This window comes from Mesorhizobium sp. L103C119B0, assembly GCF_000502235.1.
GTDB lineage: Bacteria > Pseudomonadota > Alphaproteobacteria > Rhizobiales > Rhizobiaceae > Mesorhizobium.
Genome location: NZ_AYXE01000006.1, coordinates 216,322 through 236,909, shown reverse-complemented (window position 1 = coordinate 236,909; position 20,588 = coordinate 216,322). Strand labels below are relative to the sequence as shown.

The following is a 20,588-nucleotide window of genomic DNA, read 5'->3' as shown; positions in this document are numbered from 1 at the left end:
ACCCTACGATTTCGGCGCCAGAATTCGCTTTCTGGCTCATATTCGTCGTCAACATAATTGTGATCCGCGCGGCGTTTCTCGCGTCAAAAAACATTTTCCGTCTCAAATGGTTGCCGCTTTTTAGCTTTGCCGGAGATGTCCCCTGGTGAGAGCCCCGGCCCTGGCGACGGCTTCATTCTTTTGCCGGTTTTTGGAGAGGTGGCCGCGTATCTATTGGGGTGTGTCTTGACGGGCGTCGCGATGCTTCTTCGACGTTAATCTCGCTCGGCGCTAAAGACAGCCAGTGCCACCGTACCCTTCAACACTGATAATTTTGTCGTCCTTGCCGGGTGTCCATTTGACGTAGATGTGCCCTGCGCATACCAATCCAATCGTCCAATTGTATTCCATGTGATTTCTTGTGTCATAACAGGGGGTGAAGATTTTTCGCGGGGGCATCTCTCCTTCCTTGTCAGCGGAAATACAATCGGATGGTGGCGGTGGAACGTCTTGAAACCCCTCTTTGGACAATGAAGACTTCAGATCTGCTACGGCGGTTCCCGAAGGAAACGTACTTTGGAGAACCTCGGTGATAGCTGCGTCCGGCGCCATCTGGTTCGGATTTCCGCTCGCGAACAGTTGCGAGAACATCCCAGGTGGATGCCAATTATTGGCCATGAAAATGCCAGTTATTAAGGCGCACAGCGCAACGACTGGTATTATTATACAGGCAGCCAGTATCCGGGATCCAATGCGCTTCAAGCTGTCGCCATCCTAAGCAGTGTCGCGTAGATATTGCTCATACGTTCGGCATAAGCGGCGCCGACATCATGGGCAAGATTATCGATCATATGAATTTGGAATGGAAAGCCAGACAATCCTTGGTCGCGAAGCCGCAAGCGATGAATGGTCCAGCTCATGCGCTGAACGCCACCAGCCCTTCGTCCTTGACGCGGCGGATGGTCAGCGCGGTGCGCACCGTGTCGACATTGGGGGCCGAGGCCAGTTCTTCAATGACGAAGGTCTGGAACGTGCCGAGATCGCTCGCCACGCAATGCAGCAGGAAGTCGGATTCGCCCGAGACCATCCAGGCGTCGCGCACGATCGGCCAGCCGCGAGTGCGCTCGGCGAAAGCTTTGAGCTCCGCGTCGGCTTGGTGATGCAGGCCGATCAGGCAGAAGGCGACGACATCCATGCCGAGCGCCGGCGCGTTGAGCAAGGCGCGATAGCCTCTGATGATGCCGGTTTCCTCCAGCCGCCGGACACGGCGCAGGCAGGGCGGGGCGGAAATGCCGACACGGCTCGACAGTTCGACATTGGTCATGCGCCCGTCGGCCTGAAGCTCGCGCAGAATCTTCCAGTCGATGGCGTCGAGGTCGGCTTTCAGGGGCATGGCGGTCTCGGCTTAGCGCAAGAATCTTTCGCACTCTCGTCCTTAAACGACTTTTGTGTCGATGCCAGCCCGTGGTCGGGCGATTTCGCACCGTAACGAAAGCGGCCATTGCGCGAATAAGCCTGTAGGCCGAAGCTTTCCGGGGACGACGGCCTGATCGTCTTGCTGGTGTGGTTGGCAACCCTTACATTACCAGCAACATTTCACGTCGTTTTCCAAGGCACACTCGATTGTCTGCCCCGCAGAGGCTTTAGATGACCACCAAGCACGCGTCTGTCCTTATCATCGGTTCCGGCCCGGCCGGCTATACCGCCGCAGTCTACGCCGCGCGCGCCATGCTCAAGCCGATGCTCGTAGCAGGCTTGCAACAGGGCGGGCAGCTGATGATCACCACCGATGTCGAAAACTATCCAGGCTTCGCCGATCCGATCCAGGGCCCGTGGCTGATGGAGCAGATGCTGAAGCAGGCCGAGCATGTCGGCACCGATATCATCAACGACATCATCACCGAGGTTGACCTCAATGTGCGGCCGTTCCGCGCCACGGGCGATTCCGGCACCACCTACACGGCCGACGCGCTGATCATTGCCACCGGCGCACAGGCGAAATGGCTGGGCATCCCCACCGAACAGACCTTCATGGGCTTCGGCGTGTCGGCCTGCGCCACCTGCGATGGTTTTTTCTATCGCGGCAAGGATGTCGCTGTCATCGGCGGCGGCAATTCGGCGGTAGAGGAGGCGCTCTATCTCTCCAATCTGGCGAAGAGCGTGACCGTCATCCACCGGCGCAACGATTTCCGCGCCGAGCGCATCCTGCGTGAGCGGCTGCTGAAAAAGGACAATGTCCGAGTCATCTGGGACACGATCGTCGACGAGATCACCGGCCGGCCTGGCAAGACGCCGCTGCCGCCTTCGGTTGAAGGGCTGAAGCTCAGAAATGCGGTGACCGGCGAGGTCACCCATCTCCAGGTGGACGGCGTGTTCGTGGCGATCGGCCATGCGCCGGCGGTGGAATTGTTTGCCGGCAAGCTGAAGCAGAAGCCGAACGGCTATCTGTGGACGGCGCCGAATTCGACCCGCACCGATGTGCCCGGCGTGTTCGCCGCCGGTGACGTAACCGACGACATCTACCGTCAGGCGGTGACCGCCGCCGGGCTCGGCTGCATGGCCGCGCTCGAGGCGGAAAAATACCTGGCCGGCATCGAGGTGCACCGCGAAGCGGCGGAATAAAATCTATCAAGACGGCGTCGCAAGCCGTTCAAAAGCCTGATTTTTCATTCAGACGCCAAGAACAGAACGAGGGGAATTCAATGGCGTTGGACTGGGACAAGCTTCGCGTGTTTCACGCAGCGGCGGAGGCTGGGTCGTTTACCCATGCCGCCGAGACTTTGCACCTGTCGCAATCGGCGATTTCACGCCAGGTCAGCGCGCTCGAGCATGATGTCGGGGTGCCGCTGTTCAATCGCCATGCCCGCGGCCTGGTGCTGACCGAGCAGGGCGAAATGCTGTTCCGCACGGCGCATGACGTGCTGATGAAGCTGGAGACCATCAAGTCGAAGCTGACCGAGGCCAAGGACCGTCCCTCAGGCGTGCTGAGGGTAACGACCACGGTCGGGCTTGGTGCGGGCTGGCTGACCGAGCGGGTGCAGGAATTCATCGAGCTCTATCCGGAAATCAGCCTGCAGCTGATCCTGGCCAATGAGGAACTCGACCTCACCATGCGCCAGGCCGACTGCGCGATACGGCTGCGCCAGCCGCAGCAGCCCGACCTTATCCAGCGCCGCCTGTTCACCGTGCATTTCCACCTCTATGCCTCGCCGTCCTATGTTGGCAAGCACGGCAAGCCGACCTCGGTCGCCGATCTGAAGAACCATCGCATCGTCACCTTCGGCGTGCCGGTGCCGTCACATCTGTCGGAGCTGAACTGGCTGGAAACGATCGGCGATTTCGACGGTGGGCAAAGGGTGCCGACGCTGCAGATCAACGACATCTTGTCGATCAAGCGCGCCGTGCAGGGCGGCGCCGGCATCGCCATGCTGCCCGACTACGTGATCTCCAAGGAATCGGATCTGGTGCAGCTTTTGCCGGAGACCGAGGTGCCGTCCTTCGACACCTATTTCGCCTATCCCGATGCGATGAAGAACCAGGCCAAGCTGCACGTCTTCCGCGACTTCATCATCGCCAAGGCGCGCAGCTGGTCATTTTAAACATGCCCTTGGGAGGTGCTGGTCACCCCGCCACGGCGTCAGCCGTGGCAGCCAGCCGGGAACATTGCGGCGGTAGGTCTCGTATTCGCCGCCGTAGCGGCGGGCGAGCGTCGGCTCCTCATAGAACCTGACGAAAGAGCCCATGACGATCGCGCCGATGGCGGCATAGGCAGCGACGCTCCAGCTTGAAAACAGCAACGCCTGGCCCAGGATGATCGACAGTACTGCGACATACATCGGGTTGCGGACATGGCGGTAGACGCCGCCGATCACCAGTCTCTCGGTCGGCGCTACGGGCGCCGGCGTGCCGAGGCCTTCGAGCGCGAAGCGGGCGAAGGAGTGAACGAGCAGGGCGGCGGCCGCGACGATCAGGATGGAGCCGGCCGGCACGAAGCCGGGCACCGTCGACAGCGGCAGACGGTAGCGGTCCGTGAGCAGCCAGGGCACCAGCCCGGCGACGACACAAGGTGCGGCGATGAAGAAGACCGCGCTGCCGGCGACCGCCTGGGGTGTCCGCATGTCAGGTCTCCCTTCTTCCGGCCGACCCTTCCCATCCCGCTGCCGCAAAAATAAACGCCTGCTGCCCGATTCAACGTCATTCGGCTATTTGCCCGCGAGCGCGAGAATCAGCCCGACTTGCGGTTCTGCGAAGGCAACAGCACGGTCGCGCCATTCATTTGGCAACTTTTCGTGGTCCTATGGCCCCTAGACATGGGTTAGACCACAGCCTGTACCTTTTTGCATGCGTGTGTTGCAAAATAGATGCTTGTTTCTTGGGCATGAACAGCACATATATAGATCATCTCTTGGGCGCGTTCTCCTCCCATTAGCGCCCTCGAGTGTTCCCCTCTGGAGGTTAGCCTTAACAGGCACTTCCAATCAAACTCAGCCGGATCTTCATTGATCCGGCTTTTTTGTTTCCGGGCCTGCCGTAGCCAGCGAAAAATCGAGCAAAATCGCCGCGTAACAGTGACATGTAACCTCAGGTAACATGCCGCAGGCGCGATTCATCGTTTAAGCAGATCATAGGACGCGGTGTGGTTCGACCGGGAGATGGGGGCATCACTCGGAAGATCCGGGCTCAGGCGGCTACCGCGTCCGAACCTATTCGTCTGCCAGTGCCGTATGGCGCGGCGGGTACGTGCGGCGGACCTGCCGTTTTCCTCCCAAGAAGACGGTCCGCAATAAGAGCGGCGTCCGGGGCATCCGGGCGCCGTTTTTTGTGCGGATCATCCTTCGGCCTGTCAGGCAGCCTTGCCGTTGGCGTTCATCGCCTCGTCGGCCAACCGTCCGGTCAGCTCGGCCATGTGATCGAAGGCGCAACGATAGCTGGCGACGCCGGAGGTCGCCGAGCGCAGTTCGATGATCAGGTCGCCGATCTCGGCCTGCGGCATGGTCGCCTCCACGACATCCCATCCCGGCCAGTCAGGCCGCGCGTCGTAGCCAAGGATCTGCCCGCGCCGTTGCGGGATCAGCGCGATGATCTTCGAAGTGGCTTCGGACGGCGTGACGATCTCGACCTTCATGACCGGCTCGAGCAGCACCGGCGAGCAGGCCGCCATGCCTTCCTTCATGGCCAGCTTGGCCGCCATCTGGAAAGCCATGTCGGAGGAATCGACGGCGTGGTAGGAGCCGTCGGAGAGGTTGACGGCGACATCGACCACAGGGAAGCCGAGCGGGCCGGATTTCAGATAATCGCGCACGCCGGTTTCGACCGACTGGATGTAGGTCTTGGGCACGACGCCGCCGGTGATGGTGTCCGAGAACTGAAAGCCGGAGCCGCGCGGCAGCGGCTTGATCTCGATCACCACATCGCCGAACTGGCCATGGCCGCCGGACTGCTTCTTGTGGCGGCCGCGCTGCTGCACCGTCTTTCGGATCGTCTCGCGATAGGGGACGGCAGGCGCATGGCCTTCGACCGGAATCTGATTCTTGCCTTCCAGCCGCTCGCGCACGACCCGCAGATGCATCTCGCCATGGCCGGACAGCACGGTCTCGGCCGAGTCCTGATTGTGGCGCAAGGTGAGCGAGGGATCTTCCTCGGCCAGGCGCTGGATGGCCGCCGACATCTTGACCTCGTCCTTGCGCTCCTTCGGCCGTAGCGCAAAGGCAAAGACCGGCTGCGGCGGCGTCAGCGTGACCAGCGGCTTGATACCGCCCTTCGTGGAGCTCAACGTCTGGCCGGTCTTGACCTCGTCCAGCTTGCCCAACGCCACCGTGTCGCCGGCCTTGGCAGCGGTGACCTTGGACTGGTCCTTGCCGAGCATCTTGTAGATGCCGGAGACCTTCGCCGTCTCGCCATTCGACAAATAGAGTTCGGCGGCATCGGCGATCTGGCCGGAGAGCACGCGCGACACGGACAGCTTGCCGCCATGCGCGGTGTGGATGGTCTTCATCACCTGGACCACGGTGTGATTGCCGTCGGGGACGCCGAGCCGTTTGCGCGTTGCCTCGACATCCGGTGCGTCATGGCGGATCGCCTTCAAAAGGCGCAGCACGCCGTTGCCTTTTTCGGCGGTGCCGATCAGCACCGGCGTTATGGCGCCGGCGCGCAGGTCGGCGGACAGATCGTCGAAAACCGCGTCTTTCGGCGGCTCGATCTCCTCCAGCAACTGCTCCATCAACTGGTCGTCATGGTCGGCAAGCGTCTCCAGCATGGAGAAGCGAGCCTCCAGTTCGCGCGCCTTGTCGTCAGTTGGAATTTCGGCAACCTGGCTTTCGGCATATTCGCGGTAGATGTAGGCGCGCTCCAGCGCCAGGTCGATCGAACCGATCACCACATTGTCCTTGCGCAGCGGAATCTGGCGCAGCAACAGCGGCGCCGCGCTCGTCGGCTGCAGCATCTTCAGCGTATCGCGTACGCCGGCGATTGCCTTGTCGACCTTGTTGAGGAACAGGATGCGCGGCACGCCGAGATCGTCGAGCTTGCGCATGATGAGCTGCAAGGCTGGGATCTTCTTCTCGTCGGCCTCGGCGACGACCACCGCGAGATCGCAGGCTGCCAGCACCGGCTCGGCCTCGAAGGAGAATTCGATCGATCCGGGACAGTCGACGAAGGTGATCTGCTCGCCCATGAATTCGGTGGTGGCAAAGGTCGCCTCGACGCTCATGGCGTGCGCCCGCGCCTCGGGCGAATGATCGGAAACGGTGCTTCCCGATGAAACGGGATTTTGGCGGGGGATGGCGCCCGTACGGGCGAGGATGGCTTCGAGAAGTGTCGTCTTACCGCTTGCAAAGGGACCGACTATGGCAATGCATTTCGGTCCCGTGCGTCGTCCTCCGGCGCGAGTACCCATGGCTGACCTCCACTCAGGCTTGGCCCTTGGAGTGCGATCAGCAAAAGTGGAAACGGTTTTGCGCCGATCGCACCCTGTCGTGAGCGGCGGCCGGCCTGTTCGACCGTCGCGGGGCGGGGTTGTTTCTCTTAGCCACCTGCCCAAGCCCATCGTCCCACGGGTTAGCCGGCAGGGCAAGGAAAATAGGAATCCGGTGCGCCGTCAGGCGGCCGAGGCAAGACCCCGGGATCAGAACCGTCCGGCGATTTCAAATTGCCTGGGTGCGGCGCGTGGGCGTGGCGGCTGCACTCTGCTTCACCACCATCTCGGCGTAGCGCGACAGCAACGGGTTGAACAGGTCTGGGCGTTCCCAGAACGGTGCATGGCCGGCGCCTGATATGACATGGCATTGTTCCCACAGCAAGCCATAGGCCACCGTCTCGAAGTAACTCAGCCGCACCAGCGGATCATGCTCTCCATTGATCACCGCAACCGGGAACGGGGCGTGCTCGACCACCTGTTTCTGGTCGGCGCCCTTGCCGGCAAACATGCTGCGCGCCACGCCGGCGCGAAGCCTGCCGTCGGTGCGCCTTATGGCTTCGCGGAAAGACGGACTGGCGGTATCGCCGAAGCAAAGCGCCTCGAAGCGCTCGATGTCGCGTTCGGAGTAGACCTTCTTGGAGGCCAGCAGCATGTCCCAGTTGGCGTGAAAGCCGCGCAGCATGCCAAGCGGCCCCCGCGACACCGGCGGCGCTCCGGTCAGCACCAGGCCGCTGACCGCATGGTGAAAGCTGGCCAGTTCGACCGCCACATGGCCGCCGAGCGACCAGCCGAAGATGATGGCGTGGCCGATGCCCAAAGCGTCGAGAAGCCGGGCTGTGGTCTGGGCAAGGCCGGTAATCGTATAGGCGGTCGCCGGGTCGCGGGCATCGGAGGACTCGCCGTGGCCGGGAAGGTCGAAGGCGATCAGCCGATGGCCGTCGGCAAGCGGGCTATCGAACTGACGGGCAAACACGGCGCGCGAACTGCCCGACCCATGGATCATGACGATGGGCATGCCGGACCCAGACGACTGGCTGAGGCGCAAGTCGGCCTGCGGCGTGCGGATGGTGCGGTGAGTGATGCTCATGCTGGATTAGACCTTGAGATTTGCCTGACCGCCAACATCGCATCGCTGGCTCTATATGTTCTTTAAACATGTGGTTAAGAAAGGATTTCTAAAGAGATAGCCGGCACGATCGCTGGCTCCATGGCAATCACGCGCGGAATCCCGACAATGGAACCAGTCCTCGATCTTCTTGTCTCGATCTGCAGCATCGCGATGCTTGGCCAATATGTCTGGTCGATGCGGGCGCATTTCCAATCGCAGGCGATGTCTCCAGGCGCCATGGTGATTTCGGCGGCGGTCATCGCCACGGCGCTGTTCTTTCTCGCCACCCTTTGGATCCAATCGCAGCCGGGTTCGGCAAAGCTCACCGGACTTGCCGTCGAACTGGCGAGCTCTGCCCTGTTCTGGTGGGCGATCGTCACGTCGCGCAAGGTGCGGCTGCGCTTCGTCTTCGCACCCGACGATCCGCACAGCCTGCTGACCCACGGCCCCTACGGCCATGTCCGCCACCCCTTCTATACGTCCTACATCGTCTTCTGGATCGGCTGGGGGATCGCGACCTGGTCGGTCTGGGCGTTGGTGCCGGTCGCCGGGATCGCTATCCTCTATGTGTTTGCGGCGCTGGACGAAGAGAAGAAATTTTCGCGCACGCCGCTGGCCGGAGCCTACGCGGACTATCGCGTACGTGCCGGCCTGTTCTGGCCTCGGCTGGGGTGGTAGCGAGCACCGGGGCAGGGTAGGTTCTACTGAACTCAGGGGTCACCAGAGATGAAGATCATTGCCTGCGGCAGCGTGCCGACCATCATCGCACCGGAGAAGTATTTCACCGGCCGCGTGCTGCAGACGCCCATCATCGAGAAGGAAGCGCCGGCGCGGCTCAGAGCTACGCTGGTCAGCTTCGAGCCTGGCGCGCGTACCCACTGGCACACGCATCCGCTCGGCCAAACGCTCTATGTCACGTCGGGCGCCGGCCTTGCGCAGACATGGGGCGGGCCGATCCAGGAGATCAAGGCGGGCGACGTGATCTCGTTCGAGCCGGGCGAGAAGCACTGGCACGGCGCGGGTCCAAAGACGACAATGACCCACGTCGCCATGCAGGAAGCGCTGGACGGCGTCCACGCAGATTGGATGGAAGCGGTCACCAGCGAGCAGTATGGCGGCTGAGGTCTGCTCCTGACAAAAACCCGGCTCGAAGCCGGGTTTCATGTCTCGGTGCCGCCAGTTCAGGTCAGCGATGCCGTGAACCGCTGGATGCGCGTGCAGGCTTCCTCCAGCAGCGTCTCCGACGTGGCGTAGGAGATGCGGAAGTTGGGGCCGAGGCCGAAGGCCGAGCCGAACACCACCGCGACACCCTCGCCTTCGAGCAATTCGGAGCAGAAAGTCTCGTCAGTGTCGATTATCTTGCCGGCCTTGGTCTTCTTGCCAATCAGCTGGGCGCAGGACGGGTAGACATAGAAGGCGCCTTCCGGCGACGGGCAGGTTATGCCGCGCGCCTGGTTGAGCATCGACACGACGAGGTCGCGACGGCCCTGAAAGATCGCCTTGTTCCTGGCGACGAAATCCTGCGGGCCGTTGAGCGCCTCGACCGAGGCCCATTGCGCGATGGTGCAGGCGCCCGAGGTCTGCTGGCCCTGGATCATGTCCATCGCCTTGATCAGCTGGACGGGACCCGCGGCATAGCCGATGCGCCAGCCGGTCATGGCGTAGGCTTTCGAGACGCCGTTCATGGTCAGCGTGCGCTCGTAGAGTTTCGGCTCGACCTCGGCGATCGTCCTGAAGACGAAGTCGCCATAGGTCAGGTGTTCGTACATGTCGTCGGTCAGTGTCCAGACATGCGGATGCTTCAAGAGCACGTCGGCCAGCGCGCGCAGCTCGGCTTCCGTGTATGCGGCGCCGGACGGGTTCGACGGCGAGTTCATCAACAGCCATTTGGTCTTCGGCGTGAGCGCCTTTTCCAGCACGGCGGGAGTGAGCTTGAAACCATTGTCGATCGAAGTATCGGCGAACACCGAGGTGCCGCCGCAGATCGCCACCATTTCGGGATAGCTGACCCAATAGGGGCGGGGGATGATGACCTCGTCGCCTGGGTTCAGCGTCGCCATGAAGGCGTTGAACAGGATCTGCTTGCCGCCGGTGCCGACAATGGTCTGCTCGGGCTTGTAGTCGAGATTGTTCTCGCGCTTGAATTTTTTCGCGATCGCCTCGCGCAGCGGCGCGATGCCCGAAACCGGCGGGTACTTGGTCTCGCCGCGGCGGATCGCCTCGATCGCCGCATTCTTGATGTTGTCGGGCGTGTCGAAATCCGGTTCGCCGGCGCCGAGGCCGATAATGTCGCGGCCGGCATTTTTCAGCTCGCGGGCTTTCTGCGTCACCGCGATGGTGGCGGAAGGCTTTACGCGGGCAAGGGCGTCGGCAAGAAAGGCCATGGCCAGATATCTCCAGAGGGGTCGGCGCAACCGCAAACAGCTGCGGCGCCTCTCATGTCGCATCGACCCGGCAAGTGCAAGCATTGTCGGATGAGCCAGGGTCAAGGACCCGTGGAGATCGGCTTTTTGGAGCGCGTGCATGACGGTTTCACTCTGCGTTGCGGGCTCTGCAATCGACGCCTATCCCCGGCAAGACTAAATTCATCAACGGCCGCTAAAACCTTTGACGGCAGGATCGCCAGCCATTTCGCCTGTCTCGCGGAGCGAGGGACCCTTGTCGCGCAGCACCGGGCTTGCCCACATCATCCGTCACGATGACGGCACCGTTTCAGGTGTCTGGGGTCCCTACACGCTGCAGAGCGCCTTTCAGCCGATCTTCGCCTTCAAGGAGAGCAAGCTCTCGATCGCAGCGTTCGAGGGGCTGATCCGGCCGTTTCGTGACGGCGAGCCGCAATGGCCGATGAACTTCTTCCGCACCTGTCCGGCCGGCGACCGCCTGCACATCGAGGCGCTGACGCGCACGCTGCATTTGCTCAACGCCGGCGCCTGCCTGCCGCAAGAAGCTTCGATCTTCGTCAATTTCGACCCGTCGGTGTTCACCGAGCGCACCGTCGCCGACAACGCGTTGCGCGACATGCGGCTGGTGCTGCACGAAGCCGGGATCGATCCGCGCCGCATCGTGTGCGAGGTGACCGAGCAGAAGTCGGCGTCGCAGGAAACGCTCTACAGCTTTGTCGAGGCGCTGCGGGCCAATGGCTTTCGCATTGCCGTCGACGATTACGGCGCCGATGAATCCGACATCAACCGCATCAAGGAGCTCAAGCCCGACATCGTCAAATTCGATGCGCACTGGATCACGCAGCTCATGGAATCCGGCGCCGGCTTTGCCCTCTTGACTGCCATGGTGACGAACTTCGAACTACAGGGCATCCGCACGGTGTTCGAAGGCATCGAGGAAGGCTGGCAGCTTGAATTGGCCGAGAAATCCGGCGCATCGATGGTGCAGGGCTTCGTGCTGGCGAAGCCGGAACTGGCGCCGACCAGCTTTCGCGCTTTCGGCAAGGATGGGCAGCCATCTGTCGCGGCGGCCGAGCCTGGCAAGACGCCTGCCGGCCCGACTGCAGCGCCTCCGGCGCGGCCGGGCAGGGTGTTCGGGCGCAGGACCGGGCCATGACCGGGCAGCGCGAGAGGCGTCGCGATATCGGCGAAGCGATCTTTGCCGACGAGATCGGCATCGAATACGGCGTCTACGGCGCGTTCCGGCTGAAGAGCGCCTACCAGCCGATCTTTGCGCCACGCGGCGGCGCGTTGGCCGCGGTTGCCGTCGAGGCGCTGATCGAACCGCAGCGCGCTTCCATGCCGGTTGCACCGGCCATGTTCTTCGACAGTGTTGCGCCGGGCGACCGCCTGTTTGTCGAGACGATGTGCCGGATGCTGCATCTGAAAAACTTCCGCAACATCGGCGTCGACGGGCTCGACCTGTTCTTCAATTACAACCCGATGATCAACGATCATCTCGGGCGGGCGCTGGCCGAGATCCGGCTGATGACGCGGCATCTCGGCGATCTCGACCTGCATGCCGCCATGCTGGTCTGCGAGATCACCGAACAGGCGGCCGACGATAATGTGCTGGCCCCGCTGGTGCGCGAGATGCGGCGCCACGGCATCCGCATCGCCATCGACGATTTCGGCACCGGCCACTCGACCGCGGAGCGGATGAGCCTGCTCCAGCCGGATATCGTGAAGATCGACGGCGGCTGGTTCGCCGAATTCTGCCGCCACGCTGCCGCCGAGCGCTTCTTCCGGCCGCTCGTCTCGTCGCTGCACGATCGCGGCGCCAAGGTGCTGGTGGAAGGCATCGAGCAATCCGTGCATCTGCGCGTCGCGCTGGATGGCGGCGTCGACCTGCTACAGGGGTTCCATCTCGGCCGGCCGGCGCTGGCCGGCACGATCTTCAACCGGGAGCCGCTGTCGATCGAGGCGCTGCTTGGCGCCGACAACAAGGTGGTGCCGCTGCATCTACGGCGCTGATTTGTGCTCGCGCTTGCCGCCGCTTCGCGGCTCGTTCCGGACGGGACGCCAACGGGCGCGATGCCCGGTTGGGCTTGCGGCCTTCGGCCGTAGCGCGCATTCAAAGAGGGCGAACTCGGCCCGCGTGAAGTTCAGCCAAAGCCTGCTCGGCAAACTTATCCAGCCGGCCAGCCTTGGCGTCCGCCTCGATCTGCATATCCCACACCTCTGCCTGATACGCTGCGAACCATTTGGCAAAGGCCTTTAGTTCTGTGGTGTTCAGGGCTGCGATGGATCTTTCAATCTGTTCGAGCTTGGTCATGGGGCGAAACTAGCATGGCCATCGTCCAATTCCAGACAAACAAAAAGGCGGGATAAATCCCGCCTTCCCATTTTCGGTAGCCTGATCGGAGCTTTAAGTCCGGGCCGGCAGCTATCTGCTGATCCAGCTTGTCGGGTCTTTCTGCTCCAGCGCGCTTCTCGCGCGACCGTCAGTACATCCGTGACTTGCCGCGCGCCCCGAACTCTCGTCCGGCGCGCGCTATCGCAAAATCAGGCTGCCTTGCTCAGAGAACCAGCGGACGACTTGCCTGTGCGGCGGTCCTGCTCGATCTCGAAGTTGATTTTCTGGCCTTCGACCAGGGTCGACAGTCCAGCGCGCTCGACAGCGGAGATGTGAACGAAAACGTCCGCACCGCCCGAATCAGGCTGAATGAAGCCGAAGCCCTTGGTGGCATTGAACCACTTGACCGTACCAGTTGCCATATGAATAGTCCTCGCATTTGCTTTGGTTTGACCGAACCGAGGTTCAGCCGGTTTGTATCGAGATTTTGGAGATAGACGTCAGCAAACGCGAAGATCGCGAGGCCCGGATCGATCGGCCGAAATATCAATGGGGCTGATATAGGCGGGTTTCGCACCAAAAACAAGATGGCTCGAAAAATGGCGTTGCGGTGGCGCCGCCCAAAGGCCGCCCCAATCGCAGAAAGCGTCGAGCAATCGGGAAGACCGGGACGCCCGACGGCGTTAGTCCGGTTTTGGGAGACTGTCATGAAAACGGTTGTGAAAATCATTCTGCTTGCCGCCTGCCTGACGTTGTCGGTCGCCGAGGCGCAGGCGATCTCGCGCTACGACCCCACTCGTATGAGCTGCGACAGGGTGCAAGGCACGATCGCCCGCCAGGGCGCGGTCATCCTGCGCTATCAGTCCAGGCGTGTGCCGGGGCTGCCGCTCTTCGACCGCTATGTGCAGAGCCAGCAATTCTGCAATGTCGGCGAGGTCAGGAAGCGCGCCTATGTGCCGAGCGCCGACACCGAATCCTGCCCGGTCTATCTCTGCAAGCGGATCGAGAACGACCATTTTCACCGCCGCTTCCTGCGCCGTCATTAGGCATATTGATATTCAGGTGAGGCCGGCCTGCGAACGATGGTCTTCTGCGCGTCCGGTGCCCACGTACATTAAGTACGCTCCGCTCCGGTTCTCGAAGACCATAGTTCTCGGTGCGGCCTGACCTGAATCTCAACATACCCAGCCGGCATACCATTCAAGCTCTTAGAACCCGAACGAGACCTGCGCCGCCGGCGGCGGGCCGACGCGCACGCCTTCCATGGCCAGCATCTTTTCCTTGGTGGCCGAGCCGCCGGGCGCCGAGAAGCCGCCGATCTTGCCGCCCGCGGCTAGAATCCGATGGCAGGGGATGACCAGCGGCACCGGGTTGGCGCCCAGCGCTGCCCCGGTTTCGCGCGGCAGGCCGGCTTGGCCGGCGCGCTTGGCCAGTTCGCCATAGGTGGTGGTTTCGCCATAATGCAGTTTCCGTGCCGCGTCGTAGATGGCGAGACGGAAGTCGTCGACGCCGTCGAGATCGACCGGCACGCCGGAGAAATCGACGTCCTCGCCTGTGGCATACGCCTTGATCGAGGCGATCAGCTCGACCACCCATTGCGGCTGCCCAGTGTTCGCAGTCGTATTGGCGGCAGCACCGGCATGCCGCATCAGCCGGCGTTCCACCGCTTCGCGGCTCCTTTCGGGCAGGCAGAGCCGGATCAGGCCCTTTTCGCTCCAGGCGATGCCCATGAAGCCGATCACTGTTTCTAACACTGCGTGGCCGGCTGTGATCGAAGATGCCGTTTCCATGATGCGCTCCTTTCCGCAAACTGGCGAAAACCGGGATACCGACCGGTACATATGCAGAACAATATGGCATCTGAGCCTGGCTCTCGCCACCCGAAAACCACCAGATGGTCCCGATTGCCCACCAGGAATCGCTGGTGTAAGGACTTCTTAACAACCGACAAATCGGACCCGCGCGGCTTGCCAGCAAAATTCAACCTTATCGCGATCTCTGTGATCGTCGGCGCAGCTGCCCTCAGCGGCTGCCAATCGACCTCGCAGATGAAGGCTACGCCTGCGCTGACCGAAACCGCGACCGCTGCCGGCAGCGATGCCGGCTTCACCGTGCCGCTGCCCGATACGGTTTCGGTGCTGCCGCAATCCTCGGGCATAACACCCGTCCAGGCGGCCGAAGCAACTCCCGCCACACCAGCACTTGCCGCCGCCCCGCAGCCGGCTGCCGCGACCGCGGCCTTTGCCGGCGCGACGCCCACGGCCCCGGCCCTGCCTGCGGTGATGGCCGCCAACGCTTGGCAGGCGCCTGCGCCTGCCAAGGCCGGACAGCCGGTCGCGGCGCAATATACGACCGCCAGCCTTGTCATGCCGGCGACCGCCAAGGGCGGCCAGAACGCCATGCCCGGCGTGCAGCAGGTAGCCTATGTCGTGCCGCAGAACCCTGCTTCCCTGGGCCAGTTCCCCGCCGCGCCCCTCGGTCTCCCGGAAGAAGAGCATGCGACCGGCATGCGCGGCGACGTCGACCGGCTGATCCAGAAATACGCTGCTCTCTACGAGGTGCCGGTCGATCTGGTGCGCCACGTCGTCAACCGCGAAAGCACCTACAATCCCAAGGCTTACAATAACGGCCATTGGGGGCTGATGCAGATCAAGCACGCGACGGCGCGCGGCATGGGCTATGACGGGCCGGCCAAGGGCCTGTTCGACGCCGAGACCAATCTGAAATACGCGGTCAAATATCTGCGTGGCGCCTGGCTGGTGGCGGGTGGCAACGCCAAGAAGGCCGATTGGCTCTACCAGACCGGCTATTATTTCGACGCCAAGCGCAAAGGCCTGCTCGAGGCCACCGGCCTCGGTGTCGACCGCAAGCGCCGCCGGCTGCAGCCCGACGCCTGAGCGCGATGCCTGAACCGCGCCCGCCGGCTCCAAACGACATCCGGCTGCGCAAGATCCTCGACGAGACGCTCGTTGCACCGCACTGGCCGGCCGGCTTTACCATGCGCTGCTTCGAACATGGTGACGCGCAGCCCTTGCATGCGCTTTTGACCGAGGTGTTCGACGACGGCACCGACGGCCCGTTCGACGAATGGTGGCCGCGCATATCCAGCGATGCCGAATTCGACCCGGCGCTGTGTTTCCTGGTCATCGACGCCAAGGGACGGCTGGCGGCGGCAGCGCTGTGCTGGACGAGGGCCTTCGTCAAGGACCTCGCGGTCCATCCCGAAGCGCGCGGCAAAGGAATTGGCGAAGCGCTAATGTGGCAGGCTTTCAACGCCTTTCGCGATCGAGGCGCGGCCCATGTCGACCTCAAGACCAACACGGTCGAGAACGCCGCCGCGCTCCGGCTCTACGAGCGGCTGGGAATGATGCCTGTCGCATGGGAAGGGTAAGGGCTTTTTTCTTGCCGCAATTCCCTGGGGAAAACGCTACGCGCTTTTCCCGGGAAAACCGGTTCCCACCTTTCCTGGAATTGCTCGAGCGCTGTTGAAAACCTCCGGATTGTGAACTGCTTCACATTGGCCGCCGCAACCGGATGCTACCTCACCATCCATGCCTTTCGACCGATGGCGGATCGACGACTGGCAGATGTGGGGCGGCTGCACCGGCATGTGTTCAGCCACTCCTTGGCGGGTCCCAGGCGGGGGTTTGGGGCCCGCCAGTCATTTTACGGCAGCCCTCAGATATCGGGCGCATTGCCGATCTTCTTTTTGAGCTCAAGCGCCCAGGCGCGGCCTTCGTCGCCGCCCCACAGCAGCCAGGCGATATGGCCGGCCGATGGATTGTCTTCATTGCCGTAATTCTTACCGCGCTTGTCGACCTCGTGGCGGGCGAAGTAGCTGACCATGCGGCGGATAGTGGATGGCGCCAGCTTTTCGCGGTTCTTGAGTTCCGTCGCCCGCGCCACGCCGATCTCGGTGCCGCCCCGGCCGAACTGCTTGCGCAGCCTCAACCCCCTGGCGGCGTTGTCGGCCACCACTTGCGGGCAGCGCAGATCGATCTCTTCATCCTCTTGCATGTGTCTCCCCAGCTCCGGAAACCTAACCTGCAGACGCAATACAGGGAAGTGCAACCGGCTCCACATGCCGCGCCGTCCATCGGGACCAGGATCCGCGCGCCATCGGCATCTGCGAGATCCTGTGGAACCTTATGGATTTCACGCCTGAGGGTCGGCCGAACTGGAACGAACAGCTGCATATGGCGAGGCGTGCTGTCCGCCAGGGGCGCCGGACGGCCCTTCGGCAGATGATCGCTGACGAATAGTTCTCCGGACGCAACCCTGCCGCCAATGCCGCGTTTGATTAGCCGAGGGAAATTTTCAAAATCGGAGACCTCAGATGAAAACGCTTCTCACCATTGCCGCCGTCGCCTTGTTCGCCGGTGCCCCTGCCGCCGTTGCGGCCAACTCGACCGCGGTCGCGCCTGCCATGGCCGCCAGCAAGGTCGATACCCCAACCTTCGTCAAGACAGTGCCCAGCTCCAACGAATTCGAAATCCAGTCGAGCAAGCTCGCCGAGGAGAAATCCAAGGCGGCTGACGTCAAGAAATTCGCCAAGCAGATGGTCAAGGACCACACCAAAGCCGGAAAGGAGTTCAAGGCGGCGCTGAGCCAGGGCCAGACCACCGGTTCGACCAAAGCCGCGGGACCGGCCCTGCAGCCGAAGGAGCAGGCAATGCTCGACGAGTTGAAGAGCGCAAGCGGCAAGGATTTTGACGCCAAGTACATCCAGATGCAGACGGACGCGCACAAGGAGGCAGTTGCCCTTTTCAGCAGCTATGCCAACTCGGGCGACGACCCGGCGATGAAGGAATTCGCCAAGAAGACGCTGCCGACGCTGCAGATGCACGAGAAGCACGTGAAGGAACTCGCGGCCGCGCATCAGGGTTGAGGGCTGGTGACTGGCCAGCAATAGCATTCTACGGCGCCCCCCTCTGTCCTGCCGGACATCTCCCCCACGAGTGGGGAGATCAGCAGCGTCGGCGCCGTGCTTTTCTTGCGACGGTGAAAATTGGCGAAGGCTGAGGCGACAGCCAATCTCCCTCCTCGTGGGGTAGATGTCCGGCAGGACAGAGGGGGGCGCCGTAGAGTGCGACGGCCGATGCCTGCCGTTGGCAAGGCATTGCGGCAAAGTGGCTCTGTGGGTGCGCCGGCAGTGACATACATTGCCGCCACCAATTCAATGGAGCTCCCATGCCCAAGATCGACCTGTCCACCGTGCCTGTCCGCAAGGGCTCCGGCTACCCCGCGCCCTTCGATGCCCCTTGCGCCGAGCGCACACGCCACCGCCTCGGCGATGCCGGCGGCCTCACCGATTTCGGCGTCAACCTGATGACATTGCCATCAGGCGGCTGGTCCAGCCAGCGCCACTGGCACAGCCATGAGGACGAGCTCGTCTATGTGCTGGAAGGCGAACTGGTGCTGGTCGAGGATGGCGGCGAGACGCTGCTCAAGGCCGGCGACTGCGCGACCTTTGCCAAGAACAGCGGCAACGGCCACCACATGATCAACCGCTCGTCCACAACGGCGCGCTATCTCGAAGTCGGCTCGCGCAATCCGGATGATCTCATCACTTGCTCCGACATCGACATGATGAGCCCGAGTTCGGATGGCAGGTTCCTGCACAAGGACGGCATGCCCTATCCGGGGCAGGGGTGAGCGCTGGACCATGCTTCGGCGCTGGTGTTCGCTGGGCGACAGGATAAGTTCCTCACGATTAAAGGTGGCGCCGGCCCCCTCATCCGACCGCTTCGCGGCCACCTTCTCCCCACTGGGGAGAAGAGGGAAGCGCTGGCGCTGACCGGCTCCTCTCCCCTCGGGGAGAGGTCAGCCGAGCGAAGCGGAGGCTGGGTGAGGGGGCCTTGGCGCCAGCTTGGCAAACAAAGGGAGCATCACCGTGAAAAAAGAAGTCATCGAAGTGCCCGTCATGTCGGCCAAGGTGCGGGCGCTCGGGCTGCCTTGCTCGACGGCGGTGAGGGCCAATGGCCTCGTGTTCATATCCGCGACGCCGCCGGTGGACATGGTGACCGGCGAGATGGTGCGTGGCGATATCGAAACGCAGACCGAGGCGTCGCTGAAGGCGCTGAAACACTGCCTGGAAGCCGCCGGCACCTCGCTGGAAAACGTGGTGATGGTGCGCATCTACGCCGTCAATTCCGGCTTCTACAACGCCATCAACCGGGTCTATGCCAGGTATTTCAGCGTCAACCCGCCGGCGCGCAGTTTTGTGCCGGTGGCATCATGGCCGATGGAGTTCGATATCGAGATCGAGTGCGTGGCGGTGGCGTGAGGGTGAGAAGCGAGAGCTCACGGATGCGGTGTGAGACTAGGCCTTCTTGGACTTCTAAGGAAATGGACGGTTAGGTAATCAAAATCGTTCGGGAGATACGCGATTTGTGTTGTATCTTGGGTTGTCTGAAGAGCGCTGAAATGAGTAGATTGCTGCCGCAAACTGAGGAATGCGTCCCTGCCTAGCGACATTGTACATACGTCTCGCTCAAGCCAAATTATGGACCCGGCGGACTTTAAGGTTCTCCTTGATATCTGCGACAGCTGCAGATGGATCAAAAGCGAATATGAAGCGCTTGTTAGACTTTGGAACGATTGTTCGGACGATGATGCTCGAGAGTTGATAGTAGACCTGATCAAAAGATTCAAGGTTTTAACCTCTTTTGAAATGACGGATATTACTAAGTCAATTTCGAGGCATGTCCAGGATACATGGTCGTTATCTGCCAAGAATACATTATTTTTTGCTGTAAGCGATGACTATGAATCGGATGGATCTCAGGCATTTTTGCAGCAGCTAAAGAATGATTTTAGCCCTGCTGCGGGCTGGCAGGAAAAAAACTTCCGAAATTCGTTAAAAGGATACGAAGCTGCCTTCGGGAATGGCAAAAATTATATACTCTTTGATGATTTCTTTGGGACGGGAAGAACTATGGAGCGCCAAGCGAACAAATTTATTGAATATGTTGCGGCCAGTGGCTTTCAGGACAATAAGATATATCTGTTGGCAATTGCCGGAATGAACTCAGCAAAAGCTCGCTTGGATGAGCTTGGGCTTGCATATCACTCCGAGGTTTGGCTAGATCGAGGAATATCAGACATATATGATGAAGACGTCGTTGATTCTAAAAGAAAGCTTATGAAATCTTTGGAAAAGATACTCGGCTCCAGGTATAATGGTCAGTTTCTTCCATCAATGGGCTATGGGGTCTTCCGAAGCACTTTTTTCAATTCACAATTACAATTGCCCTAACAACGTATTCCCAATCTTCTGGTGGCCGATTTACAGCGATTCCAAGCCAAGAAAAACCATATTTCGAAGGCTGAGATAGTGGTCTATCCGACCTTTATGGTGGAGATATTAAAGGAAATCTATCGCAATCGCGGATGGATTGACGTCTATCAATTTCACGAGAGGTACCGGCTATCTCCCGTCCAAGTGCTGGACGGGGTAGACTTCCTCCAGGCCAATGGGATTTCCGCAGTTGAGCGGAGTGAGGCGAGCTTTCGAATCAAAATTCTTCCTCAAGGAATAGCCTGGATTGATGCCCATGCGCCGGAGTTATTTCTAAGTCCAAGGGCCGACAAGGGGTGGCGATATTCCCCAGAACGGCCTTCTCGAGCTCCCGAGGACTTTTATGTTCCGAGAATGTCCAATCTCGAACTCGACTTCTTGACAAAATTGGGAGAGGAAGCAGAGTGAACACTCTGTAAGATCAGTTTGCATCGGCATCGGGAAGCCAGCGCAACGAGGTGCAATCGCCTCGGCGACTTAGGCTAAGGTTAGGCCCATTCGGCAATCGAAGAGATTACCGAGAGGTTCTACGAACCTCAGACAAGTAA

General features: G+C 61.3%; 24 protein-coding genes. 14 read left to right on the top strand and 10 right to left on the bottom strand.

Features of this window, described 5'->3' with window-relative positions; all coding sequences use genetic code 11:
* Window positions 1–737: 737 nt before the first annotated feature.
* Window positions 738–899: a hypothetical protein gene (locus X728_RS1000000170285; RefSeq protein ID WP_155923962.1), complete on the bottom strand. Its 162-nt coding sequence runs from the start codon at window positions 897–899 to the stop codon at window positions 738–740.
* Window positions 896–1,372: an Lrp/AsnC family transcriptional regulator gene (locus X728_RS154810; RefSeq protein WP_023689719.1), complete on the bottom strand. Its 477-nt coding sequence runs from the start codon at window positions 1,370–1,372 to the stop codon at window positions 896–898. The genes X728_RS1000000170285 and X728_RS154810 overlap by 4 nt, the downstream gene beginning before the upstream one ends.
* A 254-nt stretch (window positions 1,373–1,626) precedes the next feature.
* Here X728_RS154810 and trxB point away from each other — a divergent pair, with 254 nt between their 5' ends.
* Window positions 1,627–2,601, top strand: a complete 975-nt coding sequence (trxB, locus tag X728_RS154815) for a thioredoxin-disulfide reductase (RefSeq protein ID WP_023831400.1) — start codon at window positions 1,627–1,629, stop codon at window positions 2,599–2,601.
* 80 nt (window positions 2,602–2,681) lie between these two features.
* Window positions 2,682–3,578 carry a LysR family transcriptional regulator gene (locus tag X728_RS154820; RefSeq protein WP_023671970.1) on the top strand — a complete coding sequence of 299 codons (897 nt, stop codon included), beginning with the start codon at window positions 2,682–2,684 and terminating at the stop codon, window positions 3,576–3,578.
* Here the strand turns inward: X728_RS154820 and X728_RS154825 are convergent.
* The 3 genes from X728_RS154825 to X728_RS154835 form a co-directional block, all read right to left on the bottom strand.
* Window positions 3,570–4,097 (bottom strand): isoprenylcysteine carboxylmethyltransferase family protein, encoded by a 528-nt coding sequence (locus X728_RS154825; RefSeq protein ID WP_023831399.1) that lies wholly within the window; start codon window positions 4,095–4,097, stop codon window positions 3,570–3,572. The genes X728_RS154820 and X728_RS154825 overlap by 9 nt on opposite strands.
* A 725-nt stretch (window positions 4,098–4,822) precedes the next feature.
* Complete coding sequence (locus tag X728_RS154830) at window positions 4,823–6,874, bottom strand: elongation factor G (RefSeq protein ID WP_023831398.1); 2,052 nt, start codon at window positions 6,872–6,874, stop codon at window positions 4,823–4,825.
* 247 nt (window positions 6,875–7,121) lie between these two features.
* On the bottom strand, window positions 7,122–7,982 hold the full coding sequence (locus X728_RS154835) for an alpha/beta hydrolase (protein ID WP_023831397.1): 861 nt from the start codon (window positions 7,980–7,982) through the stop codon (window positions 7,122–7,124).
* A gap of 147 nt (window positions 7,983–8,129) precedes the next feature.
* Here X728_RS154835 and X728_RS154840 point away from each other — a divergent pair, with 147 nt between their 5' ends.
* Window positions 8,130–8,681: an isoprenylcysteine carboxylmethyltransferase family protein gene (locus X728_RS154840; protein ID WP_023683763.1), complete on the top strand. Its 552-nt coding sequence runs from the start codon at window positions 8,130–8,132 to the stop codon at window positions 8,679–8,681.
* Window positions 8,682–8,729: 48 nt separating this feature from the next.
* Window positions 8,730–9,125 (top strand): cupin domain-containing protein, encoded by a 396-nt coding sequence (locus X728_RS154845; protein ID WP_023683764.1) that lies wholly within the window; start codon window positions 8,730–8,732, stop codon window positions 9,123–9,125.
* 59 nt (window positions 9,126–9,184) lie between these two features.
* Here the strand turns inward: X728_RS154845 and X728_RS154850 are convergent, their stop codons facing one another.
* Window positions 9,185–10,387, bottom strand: coding sequence for a pyridoxal phosphate-dependent aminotransferase (locus X728_RS154850; protein WP_023831396.1), 1,203 nt, complete (start codon window positions 10,385–10,387; stop codon window positions 9,185–9,187).
* 274 nt (window positions 10,388–10,661) lie between these two features.
* Between X728_RS154850 and X728_RS154855 the strand changes: the two genes are divergently transcribed.
* Entirely contained in the window at window positions 10,662–11,561 is a 900-nt protein-coding gene (locus X728_RS154855) for an EAL domain-containing protein (RefSeq protein WP_023831395.1), read from the top strand.
* Window positions 11,558–12,418, top strand: coding sequence for an EAL domain-containing protein (locus tag X728_RS154860; RefSeq protein WP_023831394.1), 861 nt, complete (start codon window positions 11,558–11,560; stop codon window positions 12,416–12,418). Before X728_RS154855 ends, X728_RS154860 begins: the two co-directional genes overlap by 4 nt.
* A 100-nt stretch (window positions 12,419–12,518) precedes the next feature.
* Here X728_RS154860 and X728_RS154865 read toward each other — a convergent pair whose 3' ends face one another.
* Together X728_RS154865 and X728_RS154870 are read right to left on the bottom strand one after the other, a co-directional pair.
* Window positions 12,519–12,719 (bottom strand): hypothetical protein, encoded by a 201-nt coding sequence (locus X728_RS154865; RefSeq protein ID WP_023748189.1) that lies wholly within the window; start codon window positions 12,717–12,719, stop codon window positions 12,519–12,521.
* 230 nt (window positions 12,720–12,949) lie between these two features.
* Window positions 12,950–13,162: a cold-shock protein gene (locus X728_RS154870; protein ID WP_015316174.1), complete on the bottom strand. Its 213-nt coding sequence runs from the start codon at window positions 13,160–13,162 to the stop codon at window positions 12,950–12,952.
* 297 nt (window positions 13,163–13,459) lie between these two features.
* Here X728_RS154870 and X728_RS154875 point away from each other — a divergent pair, with 297 nt between their 5' ends.
* A complete protein-coding gene (locus X728_RS154875) occupies window positions 13,460–13,786 on the top strand; it encodes a hypothetical protein (protein WP_023831393.1) in 327 nt (108 codons plus the stop codon).
* A 162-nt stretch (window positions 13,787–13,948) separates the two neighbouring features.
* Here X728_RS154875 and X728_RS154880 read toward each other — a convergent pair whose 3' ends face one another.
* Window positions 13,949–14,530 carry a methylated-DNA--[protein]-cysteine S-methyltransferase gene (locus X728_RS154880; protein WP_023695753.1) on the bottom strand — a complete coding sequence of 194 codons (582 nt, stop codon included), beginning with the start codon at window positions 14,528–14,530 and terminating at the stop codon, window positions 13,949–13,951.
* Window positions 14,531–14,707: 177 nt separating this feature from the next.
* Between X728_RS154880 and X728_RS154885 the strand changes: the two genes are divergently transcribed.
* Both X728_RS154885 and X728_RS154890 read left to right on the top strand, forming a co-directional pair.
* Entirely contained in the window at window positions 14,708–15,637 is a 930-nt protein-coding gene (locus X728_RS154885) for a lytic transglycosylase domain-containing protein (protein WP_023831392.1), read from the top strand.
* Window positions 15,638–15,642: 5 nt separating this feature from the next.
* A complete protein-coding gene (locus tag X728_RS154890; RefSeq protein ID WP_023831391.1) occupies window positions 15,643–16,131 on the top strand; it encodes a GNAT family N-acetyltransferase in 489 nt (162 codons plus the stop codon).
* Between the two features lie 287 nt (window positions 16,132–16,418).
* On the opposite strand, the gene X728_RS154895 is transcribed toward X728_RS154890, so the two are convergent.
* Window positions 16,419–16,757, bottom strand: coding sequence for a hypothetical protein (locus X728_RS154895; protein WP_023831390.1), 339 nt, complete (start codon window positions 16,755–16,757; stop codon window positions 16,419–16,421).
* Between the two features lie 319 nt (window positions 16,758–17,076).
* Here X728_RS154895 and X728_RS154900 point away from each other — a divergent pair, with 319 nt between their 5' ends.
* The 5 genes from X728_RS154900 to X728_RS154920 all read left to right on the top strand — a co-directional run bounded on the left by X728_RS154900 (window position 17,077) and on the right by X728_RS154920 (window position 20,448).
* Window positions 17,077–17,628, top strand: a complete 552-nt coding sequence (locus X728_RS154900; RefSeq protein WP_023831388.1) for a DUF4142 domain-containing protein — start codon at window positions 17,077–17,079, stop codon at window positions 17,626–17,628.
* A gap of 302 nt (window positions 17,629–17,930) precedes the next feature.
* Complete coding sequence (locus X728_RS154905) at window positions 17,931–18,395, top strand: cupin domain-containing protein (protein WP_023672418.1); 465 nt, start codon at window positions 17,931–17,933, stop codon at window positions 18,393–18,395.
* A gap of 238 nt (window positions 18,396–18,633) precedes the next feature.
* Window positions 18,634–19,026 (top strand): RidA family protein, encoded by a 393-nt coding sequence (locus tag X728_RS154910; RefSeq protein ID WP_023831387.1) that lies wholly within the window; start codon window positions 18,634–18,636, stop codon window positions 19,024–19,026.
* 219 nt (window positions 19,027–19,245) lie between these two features.
* Entirely contained in the window at window positions 19,246–19,998 is a 753-nt protein-coding gene (locus tag X728_RS154915; RefSeq protein WP_023831386.1) for a hypothetical protein, read from the top strand.
* Window positions 19,999–20,019: 21 nt separating this feature from the next.
* Window positions 20,020–20,448 (top strand): hypothetical protein, encoded by a 429-nt coding sequence (locus tag X728_RS154920; RefSeq protein WP_023831385.1) that lies wholly within the window; start codon window positions 20,020–20,022, stop codon window positions 20,446–20,448.
* Window positions 20,449–20,588: the final 140 nt, after the last annotated feature.